Origin of the sequence: Arthrobacter sp. ISL-5 (assembly GCF_018613835.1) — a bacterium.
Lineage (GTDB): Bacteria > Actinomycetota > Actinomycetes > Actinomycetales > Micrococcaceae > Arthrobacter.
This window is the reverse complement of record NZ_JAGGPM010000004.1, coordinates 113,884-128,710: the sequence shown is the minus strand read 5'-3', so window position 1 is coordinate 128,710 and position 14,827 is coordinate 113,884. Positions and strand designations below refer to the sequence as shown.

The 14,827-nt window shown below is 64.8% G+C and carries 14 protein-coding genes and 1 pseudogene; 5 read left to right on the top strand and 10 right to left on the bottom strand.

Annotated features, from left to right (window positions below):
* Position 1 precedes the first annotated feature (1 nt).
* The 4 genes and pseudogenes from J7I89_RS02125 to J7I89_RS02110 all read right to left on the bottom strand — a co-directional run bounded on the left by J7I89_RS02125 (position 2) and on the right by J7I89_RS02110 (position 3,357).
* The gene (locus tag J7I89_RS02125; protein ID WP_214966843.1) at positions 2–1,681 is read right to left on the bottom strand and encodes an alkaline phosphatase D family protein; all 1,680 of its coding nucleotides are present in this window, start codon (positions 1,679–1,681) and stop codon (positions 2–4) included.
* Positions 1,678–1,830 (bottom strand): annotated as a pseudogene (locus tag J7I89_RS02120) (universal stress protein); the annotation flags it as partial. The gene J7I89_RS02125 and the pseudogene J7I89_RS02120, both read right to left, overlap by 4 nt.
* Complete coding sequence (locus J7I89_RS02115; protein WP_251044780.1) at positions 1,830–2,735, bottom strand: universal stress protein; 906 nt, start codon at positions 2,733–2,735, stop codon at positions 1,830–1,832. The pseudogene J7I89_RS02120 and the gene J7I89_RS02115, both read right to left, overlap by 1 nt.
* Positions 2,736–3,084: 349 nt before the next feature.
* The gene (locus J7I89_RS02110) at positions 3,085–3,357 is read right to left on the bottom strand and encodes an SHOCT domain-containing protein (protein WP_214966841.1); all 273 of its coding nucleotides are present in this window, start codon (positions 3,355–3,357) and stop codon (positions 3,085–3,087) included.
* Between the two features lie 314 nt (positions 3,358–3,671).
* Between J7I89_RS02110 and J7I89_RS02105 the strand changes: the two genes are divergently transcribed.
* Positions 3,672–3,920 carry a hypothetical protein gene (locus J7I89_RS02105; RefSeq protein WP_214966839.1) on the top strand — a complete coding sequence of 83 codons (249 nt, stop codon included), beginning with the start codon at positions 3,672–3,674 and terminating at the stop codon, positions 3,918–3,920.
* A gap of 98 nt (positions 3,921–4,018) precedes the next feature.
* On the opposite strand, the gene J7I89_RS02100 is transcribed toward J7I89_RS02105, so the two are convergent.
* From J7I89_RS02100 to J7I89_RS02085, 4 genes are all read right to left on the bottom strand, one after another.
* Positions 4,019–5,440 (bottom strand): FAD-binding oxidoreductase, encoded by a 1,422-nt coding sequence (locus tag J7I89_RS02100; protein WP_214966837.1) that lies wholly within the window; start codon positions 5,438–5,440, stop codon positions 4,019–4,021.
* Positions 5,441–6,120: 680 nt separating this feature from the next.
* The gene (locus J7I89_RS25720) at positions 6,121–6,756 is read right to left on the bottom strand and encodes an Ig-like domain-containing protein (RefSeq protein WP_214966835.1); all 636 of its coding nucleotides are present in this window, start codon (positions 6,754–6,756) and stop codon (positions 6,121–6,123) included.
* Positions 6,753–7,493 (bottom strand): SBBP repeat-containing protein, encoded by a 741-nt coding sequence (locus tag J7I89_RS02090; protein ID WP_214966833.1) that lies wholly within the window; start codon positions 7,491–7,493, stop codon positions 6,753–6,755. The genes J7I89_RS25720 and J7I89_RS02090 overlap by 4 nt, the downstream gene beginning before the upstream one ends.
* Positions 7,494–8,159 (bottom strand): SBBP repeat-containing protein, encoded by a 666-nt coding sequence (locus J7I89_RS02085; protein WP_214966831.1) that lies wholly within the window; start codon positions 8,157–8,159, stop codon positions 7,494–7,496. It lies immediately after the preceding gene.
* A gap of 1,038 nt (positions 8,160–9,197) precedes the next feature.
* Here J7I89_RS02085 and J7I89_RS02080 point away from each other — a divergent pair.
* From J7I89_RS02080 to J7I89_RS02070, 3 genes are all read left to right on the top strand, one after another.
* Complete coding sequence (locus J7I89_RS02080) at positions 9,198–10,391, top strand: hypothetical protein (protein ID WP_214966829.1); 1,194 nt, start codon at positions 9,198–9,200, stop codon at positions 10,389–10,391.
* 451 nt (positions 10,392–10,842) lie between these two features.
* Positions 10,843–11,457: a dihydrofolate reductase family protein gene (locus J7I89_RS02075; protein ID WP_214966827.1), complete on the top strand. Its 615-nt coding sequence runs from the start codon at positions 10,843–10,845 to the stop codon at positions 11,455–11,457.
* Between the two features lie 420 nt (positions 11,458–11,877).
* Positions 11,878–12,249, top strand: coding sequence for a dihydrofolate reductase family protein (locus J7I89_RS02070; protein ID WP_251044779.1), 372 nt, complete (start codon positions 11,878–11,880; stop codon positions 12,247–12,249).
* 100 nt (positions 12,250–12,349) lie between these two features.
* On the opposite strand, the gene J7I89_RS02065 is transcribed toward J7I89_RS02070, so the two are convergent.
* Entirely contained in the window at positions 12,350–13,171 is an 822-nt protein-coding gene (locus J7I89_RS02065; protein ID WP_214966825.1) for an MBL fold metallo-hydrolase, read from the bottom strand.
* A gap of 62 nt (positions 13,172–13,233) precedes the next feature.
* On the opposite strand from J7I89_RS02065, the gene J7I89_RS24930 reads away from it, so the two are divergent.
* The gene (locus J7I89_RS24930; RefSeq protein WP_214966965.1) at positions 13,234–13,491 is read left to right on the top strand and encodes a helix-turn-helix domain-containing protein; all 258 of its coding nucleotides are present in this window, start codon (positions 13,234–13,236) and stop codon (positions 13,489–13,491) included.
* 426 nt (positions 13,492–13,917) lie between these two features.
* Here the strand turns inward: J7I89_RS24930 and J7I89_RS02055 are convergent, their stop codons facing one another.
* The gene (locus tag J7I89_RS02055) at positions 13,918–14,346 is read right to left on the bottom strand and encodes a competence protein ComJ (RefSeq protein ID WP_214966823.1); all 429 of its coding nucleotides are present in this window, start codon (positions 14,344–14,346) and stop codon (positions 13,918–13,920) included.
* Positions 14,347–14,827: the final 481 nt, after the last annotated feature.

The window sequence follows — 14,827 nt, the reverse complement described above, 5'->3', positions numbered from 1 at the left end:
CTTACAGCCTACGTGCAGGCGAGGCGCTCCTCGGAGCCAGCGTCAGGGAGGCAACGCGTTCCAGCCTCGGGTGCTGGTGGTCGCCGTTGTCCACCACCCCTGTCTGCCACCAGAGCTTCAGCCCCTCCGGCGCCACCTCGAGGCAGGCCAGGTTGTTGGCAAACCACGGGCCCTTGACTCCAGACCAGCGGAAAGGCGGGTCCGGGACATCCGCCGAGCGCGCGGCCAAGGCACCTAAGGGGGTGGCCAAGCCAAAGGACATGATGGCCGCGAAGGACCTCATCAGCCGCGGCAGCGGGTTGCGGATAGGAGAACAGACTGCCTGCACGATTCGGCTGCCCGAGACACGCTCCACCTCCGAGACGCAGGAGTAGTGGACGTCCCCGGAGAGGAAGGTGACTGATTCAGGTGCAGGGCCGCGTTTGCCATCGGCGACCTCGGTCACCATGTCCGCCACCTGCCGGAAGCTCTTCTGGAAGGCGGCCCAGTGTTCCAGGTCCAATGCCTGGCGCAGCTTCTCGCCGGCCCGGGCGGCCAGTTTCCCCCACGCGCCTTCAGAAACGGCCTCGTTCCAGGACTCCACGTAGTGCAGGCCCATGGGCAGCAGGAAAGGTAGTGACGTCGCCACCAGCAGGTGGCGGAAACCGCCACGCATGCGGCTGTCCAGCCAGCTCATTTCTTCCGCATCGATCAGTGCGCGGTCTTCAGGCGCCAGCTTCCGGGCGGCGCGGGAGTCCACCACTATCAGTCTCGTGTCCCCGAAATCCCGGCAGAAGCTCCAACGGTAGGACACCGGATCCTGGTTGGCCCGTTCGGCGAAACTGTCCAGCTCCACGCTGAGGTCCAGCTCGCCATCGCCACTGTGCCCGGCGATCCGCTGCCAGATGGCATCCCCCGTCCGCTCCTGTGGCGACATGTTCCCCAGATGCTGGTAGACCCAGTACGAGGCCAGCCCCGCGACAATACGCTCATGCCACCATGAGGTGGCTTCCATTTCCTTCTTCCAGCTCAAGGAGGCGTTCCAGTCGTCGCGGATGTCGTGGTCGTCAAAGATCATGGCGCTGGGGAGGGTGGACAGCAGCCACCTGTTGGCCGGGTCCGACCACGCCAGATAGTAGAGGTGGGAGTATTCCTCGTAGTCCTTGAGCTCCTTGCCTGGAGGGGCCTCGATGCCACGGCGGGCGCGGATGAATTGCTGCATCTGCTCGCTGGTCAGGTCGGCGTACACCTGGTCACCGAGGAAAGCCACCAGATCCGGCCACGCCTGGCCGCTGCCGGAGGCCATCTCCAGCGCGAAAGCACGGAGCGAATCGACACCGTGGGACCGGTTGCCGGACTTATCGTGCGGGACACTGGTGCGGCAGGAGCCATAGGCCATCCGAAGCGGCTTGCCGGGCTTCAGCGTCGCGATCACTGGTGGCGGGAACCCGGACATGGGTTCGGGCCAGACCTGCGTTCCGTTGACTTCGAGGGTGTAGGGCGTGACCGATCCGGCTTCTAGTTCGTCCACAGCCACCAGCGCGTAGTGATGGCCGTGCACTACGAAGGTGCGGGCTTCCCACTCCCTGCCCCCGGCATGAACCGCGACCAGGGCAGCTTCCTGGGTCTCCACCCAAATACTCGCCGAGGTTTCATCCACGTACCGCATCATCGGGCCGAGCACCAGGAGCGAGGTCGTCATGATTCAGTTGTACCTGCTCGGGCCGGAGAAGAAGAGTAGTACGACGGTAAACGGTGGGCGTGGGCGACGCACGCCAAACTTACCGACCCTATCGATAAGCCTACGAATCCGCCGTGACCGCGGCGGCCAACAACGACCAAGGATGCATCTAACCCCTTGAGGTTTCCTCCGTGCTGTGCCGCGAAATCAGCACGGGACACCTGGCGTGGTGAAGGACGGCGTGGGCTGTCGACCCTACCGCTCCCCTGACGAGCCCTTGGCCCTTGCTCCCGACAACGATGAGCGCGGCACCGCGGGCGGCATTGAGAAGGGCACGGGGAGTGGACGTGTCCTCCACCAGTTCTTCCTCCACTTTTGCCCCCTGGGCCATGGCCCGGGCGTTACGTGCCGCACTCTCCAGAGCCTTCGCGGCAACCTTCCGTGTGCCGACGGATACTACACCGCCCTTTCCCATTCCGAACTGCGTTCTGAGGACATGGATGACCTTCAGGTCTGCCCCCGTTGCTCCAACCAGTTCGCACGCATCGTGGAGAGCCGCTGGCGACCCAGATGAGTCCACGCCGACGACAACGGGGCCGCTGGGGTGATCGTCAGATCGGACCACAGCAATCGGGCAGCTTGCAGTCGCTGCTAGCTCCAGGCTTACGGACCCCACCAGAAGACCCATGAATCCACCGATGCCACGGCTTCCGAGGACAAGCATCCTCGCTTCGGCGGAAACTCTTCGGAGATGATCGGCAGGCCATCCATACAAAAGGCTGGTTCGGATTTTCAAGCCGGGGGCCGTCTCTACGGCGAGGGCCTTACCCTCGTCGCGAACGGCCTCTGCGTAGTGCTGCAGTCCGCTGTCAGCAACACCAGGAACCGGTCCGAGATCGTGGGTCAGCAACGGCCATAACGAGCAGTGCACCAGATGCAGCTCGCAATTGCGGAGTTCTGCCTGTCGCGCGGCCCAGCGGACCGCCTGGCCGGCTTCAGCGGACCCATCGTAGCCCACCACAATGCTGTCAGGATGGTTCATGGTTCCCTCCGGCATCCCCTTCTTTGGCGGCATGTCCTTGCCCCTGGATAGCGGAAATCCCGGCAGGCATGTCGGTGCTGTGGGCGATCAGGACCGAGCATTTCGCGACCTTCCGGCGGTGCAACACCGAAGGCCTTTGCGACAGCCTCCGCGCAGATGTGCCGGGCTTCCTTATCGGGACGCCACACAACCGGGGTGAAGGTGCCAAAGCCTATCTGGATCTGCCAGGCGGTCACGGCTTTTATTTGCGTCTGGAACAGAGGCGCCAGTGCATTGGCCCAACGCAGGACCAGACTCGAGGGAGCGCTTCCGTCAACGCCAACGATGACGGCCGGCCCCTGGGGCTTTTGGTTCAGCGCATTGCGGCGGCTGATGGGCTGCACTACCGGCCCTCACCGAGAACCTTGAGCTGTTCGCGGTACTGGTCCGCGGTCAGCTCTCCTTTCGCGAAGCGTTCATCGAGGATCTGGCGGGCCCTGCTTCCTCCCATTGGCGGCGGACCGCCGGGTCCATCAGGGCCGCCCGGCCCGTATCCGCCGCGGATGCCGCAGCCGATAACCCTCACCGCCAGCAGCACCAGGAGCGCGATCCCGATGAGCAGGAGAGGGCCCCAGAGCCACATCCATCCCATGCCTTGATCGCAACCCCACATCATGACGGCGCCTTTCGCTTCTGAAAGTTAGTACCCCTATCCTCCGCGCAGCGTCGGATGACGGGTAGAGTCCGAGGTCCCGGTCCGGGCGGGCCGGGCGGGCCGGGACCAGCCATAGCAGCCAGGTCTGGATTCATATGTCCAGGACGTCTGGGACCAGTCAAAGACCGTCAGCACCGAGCTCCTGAAGGGTGCGCGTGACGGCGAGCGCCCCAAGGATCTTGTCCTGGAGTCAACGCGAATCCTTGCGGCGTCAACCGCTGTGCCCTAGTCTGTGGACTCAGGCAAGAATTGGCTGCGCAACCGGGGGGTGTGTCATGGCTGAAATCAATGCGGTACTGGCAGGGTTGACTTTCGAGGAGCTCGCTGAGATCAAGGAACTTGGCCCGAAGGGGCACCTGAGCCGGCATCTGATCGCCGCCCTTGACCGTGCGGCCGGAGGCCAGGATGCCGGACGGGGCTTCTACGTCCTGGACGGCGCGGTCAACGGCAATGGCGGGCAGTTCCACATTCTCCGTAGCGACGTCAGCGACAGGATCTTCCAATCCCAGGAAGCCCAGAGCTGAAGCTGGCCCAACCCACAGCCGGTCCGCCCACGAGCGGTGCCAACTGAGTCTGTTTCTAGGCGACTCTGCTGAGTCTGAGTCCGGCGTAGGGCTGCGCACTAGGCAGGCGTTGGCGGAATGTTGTGGTTCAGGCGGAAGAGATTGTGTGGGTCGTAGCGGTCCTTGAGTGCCACGAGCCGTTGATATTTATCTTGTCCATAGGCATGGCGCGCGGCGTCTGCGTCTTGGTGTCCGAGATCGGCGCCTAGGAAGTTGACGTATTCGCCGTGCTCGGAGAACGGCTGCATGAGCGCGTGTGCCTTGCGTGCAAACGCTGTTAGCCGTTCGTCCTCGGATGGGTCCTGCCAGTACCCATAGACGTTGAGCCAGTATTGCGCGGACCGGTTCGGGAAGGCCGTGGCCTCTTCCGGCACTCGTCCGAACGCTCCTTCGAGATGGTGGATGTCGATCCCGGTCCCATGCCAAGCCAGTTCGGAGGCGAAACCGACGAGGACGTCGACGACCTCCTCGTCCAGGCGAGAGAACGCAACGTTCTTCCAGTAGCCGCGTGAGCCCTTAGGGAACACGGTGTCCATGGCACTCTGCCAGTCCAACCACGAAGTCCCGCCCACTTCTTGTTCGTCGGGAGGAGCCTCGACACGCAGTTGCTCAATGAGTTCAAGACCGGCCTGGTGGTCTTCAGCAACCCAGGCGAGCCCGACGATCATCCAAGGCTCGTCGCCCATCCCGAACCCGGGCGGGAGTACCAGGAACGAGATGATGGGGTTCATCGCGTCGGGCAAATCCCGGGTCCAGGTGGCGAATGCGACTAAGGCGTCCCTCCAGCGCGGTTGCCGGTAGAAGAGGTTTCCACCCAAGGGTGTTACCGGCAATGGATGCGAGCGGAAGGTGAAGGAGGATGCGATTCCGAAGTTCCCGCCGCCGCCGCGCAGTCCCCAAAACAACTCGGTGTTCTCCTGCTCGCTGGCGTGCAGATGCTCCCCGCTGGCAGTGACAACATCGACGGAGTCCAAGTTGTCCACGCTCAGTCCGTGGGAACGCGTCAGCCAGCCGACGCCACCGCCAAGAGTAAGTCCGGCCACGCCCGTCCCGCTGATCACTCCCAGAGGAACGGCCAGGCCATGCGCGGCTGTGGCTCGGTCCACGTCGGCCAGCGTCGCCCCGGGCTCAACGGTGACAAGCCTGCTCCGAGCGTCGACATTTACAGCCCTCAGCGGTCCCAGATCCAGCACAAGGCCGCCTTCAACAGTGCCGTGTCCGGCTATATTGTGCCCTCCGCCGCGGACAGCCAGCGCCAGGCCGCTGCGCCGCACGACGTCCAGCACCACGTCGATGTCTGAGACAGCGCCCGCCCGGGCGACGGCGCGCGGACGGTGATTGACCATGCCGTTCCACACCGCCCGGGCTTCCTCGTAGAGCGGATCCTGCGGCTCTATCAACGATCCCGACAGCCTCCCGCGCAACTCGTGCAGTGCCTGCTGGATCTCAACTTCCGGATCGTGTTGATGAAGTGTGGTCATCGGTCGATGCTTCCGGGTCAAGGGGTGAAGCCCCTGGTCGACAGTGGGTGGATGTGCCTGGCGTCGGCGCCCTAACGGTCACCCGATCCAGCTATGGGCGCGCCGACAGGGACATGGTCCCTCAGACATTCCCTCTGGGAACCTGGTGCGATGTCCCGATTTTAGGGTCGCCACCTAAGCTGGGCAACAACTTGTTGGCGCGGTTTCCTCGGGTAATCGCCGGTGCAGACGTTGGGCCCGTCGGAGTCACGGACATTATCTCCGCTCTGAAGCGGGAGCCACGACGCTGTGGCGCCCCGGACAACCATAGGCGAAATGTGACCCCTGCAACACCCTTGCGAGTGATTTTCTTTGCACCTCTAAACGGCATTTGATCGTCGCCCATGACCGTGCTGCCGCTTTTCACCTTGGCGGCATCAGACCGCGCGACCAGCGAAACGTAGACGAGGGATTGACCGAACGCCGTTCGGCTGGGAAACGGGGGATGGGCCTCGATTGTGTCGATCGTGGAGAGACGGCCTCCGGTGAGTTGAAGGAATACCGCTTCGCAGTATCGCTGCAGCCGAACGCCGAGAGGGCGACAATCGATGAGGCCACTTGGCGCTCCTCCTGTCCCGCCCGCTGGGCGGGCAGCCGCGCCCCGGAGGTCGGGGGCGCGGCTGCTTCGCGAACGGTCCGGGCTAGCGGATCTGGATGTTGCCGCTCCTGAGGGTGTGTGAGCCTGAGTCGTAGCCGGTGTCGAGCAGGATCCGGTAGGTGTCGATCCCCAGGCCAGGTTCGCCGAGGTCTTGGACGTCTATCCGGAACAGGTGCGAGCCCTGGCCATTGATCGTGGCACGGCCGAAGATCGTCGCCTGGGTGCGCTGTGGGTTGCAGGTCAACGCCAGGATATGGATCGACTTCACCTTCTGGGCCTGGGCGGGCCCGTGGTCCTGGTACTGCTGCTGGCCCTTGACGTTGCCGGCCGCGTTCGACTGGGCGTTCCCGCCGAACGACGCCTTGTCGCCGTTCTTGGCGATGATCGTGCCACCGTTCTCGACCTTGACCTGGCAGAGCGGCGTGGTGACCGGCAGCGTCCAGACCTTGGACGCCGCGGCGACGGGCTCACCCGGATCCTGGGTGGTGTCGTTGTCGGTGTCGGCGAAGGCGCTGATCGCGTCGGCTCCGGGGAGTTCGGGGCCCTGGTAGCAGAAGGTCGCTTCGCCGTTCGCGTCGGTGGTGTCCGAGCCGCTCGTGTTGACCGACCCGGTGACCGTGAAGCGCACGGTGATGCCCGGCGTCGGGTTGCCCGCCGCGTCCTTGACCGTCGCCGTCACGCAGTGCTGGGTGGCGACGTCGTTGGTGTCGGCCGCGGGCGCGAGCGTGAGGGTGGCCGGGGCGCCGTGAAGGCATCGAAGCCGCCGTTAAAGGTCGTGTCGAACGCGCCCGCGGTGGTGGGGAAGCCCGCGGAGCCGGTGGCCCCGGTCACGTAGGCGCTGCCCGAGGCGTCGACGGCGATGCCACGGCCGTTCTCTATATCGCTCCCCCCGAGGTAGGTCGAGTCGACGAGGGCCGAGCCGGTGGGCGAGAGTGTGGTGACGAAGGCGTCGGCGGCGCCGTCGAGGGTGGTGTCGAAGGCGCCGGCCGTGGTCGGGAAGTTAGTCGAGCCCGCCCGGCCCGTCACGTAGGCGCTGCCCGAGGCGTCGACGGCGACGCCGAAGCCGAGGTCCGGGCCGCTCCCCCCGAGGTAGGTCGAGTAGAGGAGGCTCGATCCGGTGGGCGAGAGTTTGGTGACGAAGGCATCGATGAAGTCGAGGGTGGTGTCGAAGGCGCCGGGCGTGGTGGGGAATCCGCCCGCGCCCGTCTGGCCCGTCACGTAGGCGCTGCCCGCGGCGTCGACGGCGATGCCGTTGCCTTGGCTCGTGCCGCTCCCCCCGAGGTAGGTCGAGTAAAGGAGGCTCGATCCGGTGGGCGATAGTTTGGTGACGAAGGCGTCATCGAAGCCGCCATTGAAGGTGGTGTCGAAGGCGCCGGGCGTGGTCGGGAAGTCGGTCGAGGTCGTCTGGCCCGTCACCTAGACGCTGCCCGAGGCGTCGACGGCGACGCCGAGGCCTTCGGCGTCCGTGCCGCTCCCCCCGAGGTAGGTCGAGTAGACCAGGCTCGACCCCGTGGGCGAGAGCTTGGTCACGAACGCGTCGCCGCCAAATCCACCGAGGGTGGTGTCGAAGGCGCCGGCCGTGGTGGGGAAGTTCGTGGAGCTGGTGAACCCGGTCACGTAGGCGCTGCCCGAGGGGTCGACGGCGATGCCAAAGGCCTGTTCGCTCGACGTCCCGCCGAGGAAGGTCGAGTATGCGAGGCTGGGGTCGATCACCAGCGCATGGCTTCGGTCGTAGTGGCCGAGCGCGAAGCCGTAGGAGTGGCCCTCGAGCGCGTAGCGGCTCGCGACTGGGACAGGCTTGCCGTCGATGAGTTGGTAGCTGGTGGGGGAGGAGTCCGTCAATGCGCCCAGTGGCGTGTCGACGAGCAGCGCCCCGTCGCGGCTCACGGACAGGCCGTCGGCGCCGGCGTACCCAAGGCGGATATCGGAGGGATCGGCGCCGGGCGCCAGGTGGAACTCGTACTTGAGACTTCCGTCCCGGCCGGCGAAGACCATGTCGATGCCCGGCCACAGCTCGCGGTAGGTGAGCTGCTGGTAGGTGGGCAGGTTCGTGTGGCTCGCGCCCGCCGTCAGGTAGTTCACCGTCCCGGGCCCGCTGTCGCCCGCCTCGAGAGTCGCGCTCGCGCTGGAGCCGAGGAAGTGAAGCTCGAGCGCTTGGCCGCGTTCGCCCTTGGCAAAGGTGGACGGCTTTGCTCTCGGTGAAGAAGAAGCTAAAGCCTGAGCCCTGCGCGTAGTAGCGCACGCTCTGGTCGGTCTGGCCAGCGTTCGGGACGAAGGCCAGCGGCAGCTTCCCGTAGGCGTCGAGGGCCCGCTCGCTGCCCGCCGATGAGAGGCCGGACACCCCCGGAACCCCAGACTGGGGAAGGCCTAAGGCCTGGGCTGCAGGCACCGGCCCTGCCGCCGCCGACTCGCGGCCTCCGGCGACTCCCGCGGCTGTCGGGCGTCAACACAACCGACGCGACGGCGAGCAGGGCAAGGACGACCAGACGCACGATGAACCCTAGCCAATGTTTGCCCCCGCCCCGGGAGCCGGGGACCCCGCCCCAGTCGATCGACCCCTCACGCGCGTATGCAATCCCAACCGACATGGCGCACCTTCTACTTCGAATGCCCCGACCAGGCCCCAGCGCACGGGCGGCGAACACGGACATGAACACGCCGACCCCTGTGGCCCCCCACGAGAGCTCAAATGCACGGCGTGCCGACATTCAACCCGACTTCATCTGAGCGCACACGAGTAGTGTGTACTCGTTTCAGGGGACTGCGTTCGAGCGTCCGTTCCATAAACGAACGACTACTGCCTGCAGGGTCAGATCCCCGGGCGTCACCATCCCGTCCCGCAAGGAATTGAGACGGGCCTGGCCAGCGGTGGAGAGCTTCGGCTGCTTCCCGCGAAGACGACCAGCTGCCTTGGAAAACTTGCGCGGATCGCGGGTGCGTGCGCCTCAAGGCCGACTCGCCCACAGACGCAGCACTGGCCCGCTACGGATTCTGCGGAGCCGGCGTGTTCCACCACGGCGACCACGGCGGGGAATGATTTCAGCGACGGACGCGTGGAGACTCCAGACCGCTCGGGCGTGGCATGATCGTCTTCGTGTATCACTTGATGAGGAGGGGCAGGTGGCACTGACCGGCACCATCGTCCGACCTAGCGTTGAGGCGTGGGCAGCACTCCCGAGGAGGGCCCGTGTCCGCCGGGAAGGTACTTTCGCGTGGCTGATCGGAGTGCTGACGACGGCCGGGGCTTTCATCGCGGATCGCGGGTGGGAAAGCCTTGACGATCCTGCCTGGGCCGGTGCCTATCGTGTCATCGACATGTTCGGGCTTGCGAGCATACTCCTCGCCGTGGTGTTTTCTGTGTTCGGATGCCTGCTGGGGAGACATGCACTAGTGGCTGCGCCACTCGTGTTGTCGGCAGCTGCCATGCCGCACACTCTGGACGGCTATGCGTCAGCGGCCGTTTGGTGGCTTGGCGCTGCCGTCTCCGCCCTGTGGGCCGTCATTGCGGCTGCTCGGTCGTGGCATCAGTTGCGGGCGGTCTGGCGCCTCGCACAGGCTTCCCTCACGGGACGCACGACGGCAGTGGGCCCTAACGCCGTTCGGTCAGGAAACCGGGCGTTTCGCCGTGGCCTGCTGAGGCTGCTGCTGTTTCTGGCTGCAGCGTGCGGCGGTTGGGCACTGGCCTTCGGGATGCTGCCCGCGGAGCTTGGCCGAACATATGAGGAATTGGGGGAGGAGTCGTCGTCGAGCTTTTTTGCAGCGGCGGGAACCGCGGCGAGCATCATGGCGGTTGCAGAAGCGGTCAGGCAGGGGTGGCGAGGGTTCGCGATGGGCCGGGTAGGACGGAGCTTGGTCTGGGAGATACCCACCGGCCCCGGCGTGGTGTCGTGGTGGCCATACGCCAGAAACGATGCGGGGCAGCTGCCGATGGACGCCGCTGAAGCACCCGGCTGCAACTGCTTGGCGGAGTTCCACCGGTCCTTCCCGGACGCCGAAGATGAGGTCGTGGGGGACCAAGGCATTCCCGCATCAGATTACTGTCCCCTGCATGGCATTGACCGGATCAATGAGCTCACGGCGGGGGAGTTCACTGCGCTGGCTGAGGAACCCTGGTTGTGGGATGCGGGCTCATGCCTGCCCGAGCCGGCAGACCCGGATGCCAGTCGTCTGCTGCTCTACGGCTTTGCCGGGCACACTTTCGCCGGGATTCCTGTCCGGAAGCACCCCGGCAGTGTTGACGCCGACTTCCCTGACGTTCACCCTGCCCACGAAGTCGATCCGGAGGCTTTCGGCCCGGGCTGGGACAAGCCATAACGTCCTGCGGCAGGGGTGCTGGACATCATCGACCTCCAACCGGTCGCCTATACCGGATCGGCGTTCCGGTACCGGCACGGCAGGGCATGGTTTGAGACTGCGCCAGCTTCCACTCCAGGATCGGAGCCCTGACAGCCATCCTTTGGGAGCCGTTCAGTAAACTGCGCCAAAGTGACGGTAGTCAGGCACCGAAGTTACGGTGCGCTCTGCGCGGCTGAACAGCGACCAAAACGGCGTAAAACGCGCTTGCGTGCGCTGCGCTGTCGCTGTGCGTCGGCGATGAGTTCCCGATGAGCGATCCCGGCGCAGCACAGCGTCTCCGCCCGTATCCATCTCTGGACCTGCCGTGCGCTCGTCGCTAGTGTGGCACGCAGTGATGTCGATTCTGGGCCATCCCGATCGACGCACGGGTAGGCGGCATCCGGTCGCCGCCCACGTGAAGGAGCACACCATGGGAATCCTCTCCGTCGACCTGTTCATCACCCTCGACGGCGTGTACCAGGCGCCGGGCGGCCCCGACGAGGACCGCGAGGGCGGCTTCGAGTTCGGCGGCTGGCAGGGGGCGTATTCCGACGACGAGACCGGCGAGGCGATCGTCGCCGGCATCAACCGCATGGACGCACTGCTGCTGGGACGCAAGACCTACGACATCTTCGCGGCGTTCTGGCCCTCCCGGGGCGACGACGACCCGATCGCGGTGACGTTCAACGCCCTGCCGAAGTTCGTCGTGTCGCGCTCCCTGACCGACCCGGCATGGGAGGGCACCACGGCGCTGTCGGATGTCGCGGAGGTGGCCGCGCTGAAGGACCGTTTTGACGACATCCACGTCATCGGCAGCGGCGACCTTGCACGGTCGCTGCTCGAGGCCGATCTCGTCGACCGGCTGAACCTCTTCCTGTACCCGCTCACCTTCGGATCGGGCAAGCGGCTGTTCGCCGACGGCACCGGCGTGCCAGCGGCGTTCCGATTAGCGCAGCCGCCGCAGGCGTTCTCGAAAGGCGCGATCTCGCTCGCATACGAGCGCGCGGGCGCGCCGATCACGGGCATCGACATCAGCCAGGCGTAGCGGCGCCCTCGGGCCGGGGTCGCGCCCGCGGCATCCCCTAAGCCGCGGCCTGTTGCGTGCTCACGCGCATAGCAAAGGATGCGATTCGCCGGGTTCTACTAGTAACGATGATTATTCCGTTTTCGAACTAATGACTGCTCAGTGCCGTGCTTCTCGATGGAGGCAAGGGTCTCCAGCAGTGTCGGAGGTGGCACATCGAAGCCGGTGACGCGAGTGCCAGACCCGTTGACGAACAACGCGCCGGCCCGGACCAGCGCTGCGAGATGGGGCTCGTTGACCGCGTGCCAGCGGGGCTACAGTTGGCGCCATGCGAAAACTCATAGTCCAGCAGTGGGTTACCGTCGACAACATCGCCGCGGAGGAGGACGGCGGGCTCAGCTTCGTGTCAGGGGAGCCCTCAAGGCCTTCAAGGCAAGCGTGATGGGCCTCATCGACTCGGTCGAAACGATGATTCTCGGCGCGAATACCTACGCCCAGTCCAAGGGCTACTGGCCGTACGCCGAGGAGCAGGGCGAGTACGGCGAGAAGCTAAACAACCTCACCAAGTTCGTCGCCTCGTCGAAGCTGGATGACGCCCCTTGGGGCGACTTTCCCGCCGCGACGGTGACGCGCGACCCGGCCGCCACCATCCGGGAGCTCAAGGAGCAGGGCGGCAAGGACATCTGGCTGTGGGGGAGTTTGAAACTCATGCATTCCCTGCTGGACGCCGGCGTCGTCGACGAAGTCCGAATGCTGGTCTGTCCGGCGTCACGCGGCAAGGGAACACGCATTTTCGAGGATTGCAAGACCTGAAGCTGGTCGAGGCCACCCCGTTCGAAAACGGCGTGGTACTTCTGCGCTACGAGATCAAGAAATAAGCGCAAAGATGCCCGCAGTGCCCGGTATGCGACCGCTATTCGGGCGTCTCGTTCTGCTCTCTTTGGGCGAGCCGCTGGAGTTGCCATCTATGCACGTCGGGCAGCCAATCCAACGTGGCCGATGGACCGACCCGCGGGTCGTCGGGAACACCGCCGTCTTGCAGGTCCTGCACGTACGCGCGATCCTGTTGGATTCGTGCTCGTAGCTGCTCAGCTCCGCCGACTGAGCCGTGACCGGGGATGACGGCATCGACGTCGTCGGCCACGCTCTCGAGCAGCCGCAGCGCGGCGAGGTAGTCCTCGATCGGATTCGCGGCCTCTAGGTCGAGGAACGGCATCAGGATGTCAGAGAGCATGTCGCCGGCGACGAGGACGCCGCGTTCCTCGATCAACAGCGCCGCATGGCCTGGGGCATGGGCCTGATGCTCGATGATCCGGACTTTGGGGCCATCCCAAGGAATCTGCGCAGCTTCGGCGGGCAGACCGGTAATGAGACCGAGCAGATCCATCGGGATCTCCTCGGCGTACTCCGGCGGGAGCCCCACGGCTATGCGGGCCTTCCAGTCCGCGTTTGACAGCAGATCTTGGATAGAGGCCGCGCAGCGGGCTGTACCGTAACGGGGCGCGTCGCCGAAGTTCGCGTGCCAGAGCACGTGGTCCCAATCAGGATGCGTCGAGAAGCCTGCCACGACGGGCTGGCCCAACTCGCGAAGGTCGTTCGCGAGGGCCGCCATTTCGTCGCCCGTTATACCGGGGTCGATGAGCAACACACCGTCCCGGCCCTGCACGACAACGGAATTACTCTGGATGAACTCGCTCTCGTGAACTAGAACGCCCTCAGCGACTTTCTTCAGCATGAAATGCCTTCCGCTTGTGGTTTGCAACCGCTTGTCGAGACGGTATTAGCTGGCGGTAGTAGATTGCAAGCACCAAGGGCGAAGCGGGTGAGCCTCGGTCGGGGTGCCCGATCAACGCGGCGGTCGAGGCGTTCGGCGATCGCTGGACCCAGATCGTACTCCGCGACATCGTTTTCGGAGACAAGCGCTATTTCCGAGAGCTGCACGCCGGCTCACTCGAGGGCATCGCCTCGAATGTCCTCGCGGACCGACTCAAGAAACTCGTCGCTCTGGGGTTGCTTACGCGGGAGGACACGCGTTCCGGCAAGCGGGCGCTCTGACCATCGCCTTGGCCGTGTTTGGACTGGTGGCCCTCGTGGCCGGGATCATCAAGCGCATCAACGCCTGACCTGCCGGGGGAGTGAGCGCTCTGGCGCGCCGCCCGTAGTCTGCAGCGAAGACCGGCCAGCGAAAGGGCGCGAGATCATGAACTTCGAAGATCCCGTCGAGGCGTCCCGGCTCATGCAGGACGCTGCCCGCGCGGAATCGCATCGGCAAACATCGCCAGGCGTCCACTAACACGGCGCATCACGATGAAAGCGCCCTGGGTGCCATGACGGCCGTCGCAGAGCGTAATCTGGCCCCCCAACAGGCCGACGGACTACAGGAGACGATGAGCCGCGCCTACGGCGGCAACAACCTCCTCCGTTGGTTCGACGAGGATCGGGAGTAGGGGAGTAGGTCTACGTGCTTTGTCGTACGACCTCTCACGCGTCCGATTTCGTAAGCGTGATGACGTAGCTGTCGTCACCCTCGATCCCGTCGTCAGCGATGGATCCGAGGTTGAGGTATTCCACCAAAACACGGTATTTGCCGGGAGGCAGGTTCAGTGTTCCGCCGCTGAGTCCGTTATCGGTTGACCCGGACACCTCCAGTACCCCGCTCGGCACGTCCAGGACTCCATAGGCGGTTTTGCCCACGCTGCCGCCTGGCAGGGGCCGGTCACTCTCAAATCGGACGAGGACGGGTGCATAGAGGTTGCGCATGGTGCCGATGGCGATGTAGCCGTCGCCCTGTACGAACATGGACTCGACGGTTTCGTCGGTCCATTTCTCGTAGAGATCTCCGAAGTCCGCGGTGGAGTCGAAGACTATGAACTGGTTGAAATCCGTGAAGATGTTGAATTCGGCTTCCATGTTCGTCCCCTTGTCTGCCGTTGTTTCGAACTGTGTCGCCGGGAGATGGTCCCCTCAGCTGACTGCCAATGTATCCGCCGACCGAGCGATCGGGGTCAGTTCAACGTATTGGACTGATGCCGCCTCAGACTCTTTGAACACTGCCATGGGCGCTTCGTCCCGGTCGTAGCCGGCCTTTGGCGCGAGACCCGACCCTCTGCATGTTGGCTGCGCGCCTCGCCGTCCGGCCAGCAGGGTCGTACGTCACACAGAAACTGCTGCCGCAGGCTTCACTGTTGTGCGGCCGCCCCGAATCTTTGTGAATCGACCTCGATGATTCTGGGCTTGGGAAGTCCGCCGCGGTCAGCTCAGGGGATGGGCGCGAATTGATTCATCTGATGAGATGCCAGAGTGCAACTTTACATAATGTAGATTATCGGCATTATTGGGAGGGGTTCAGGCAGACCCGGCTCAGAGTGTCTGTCAGTGTGGATTGCCACTG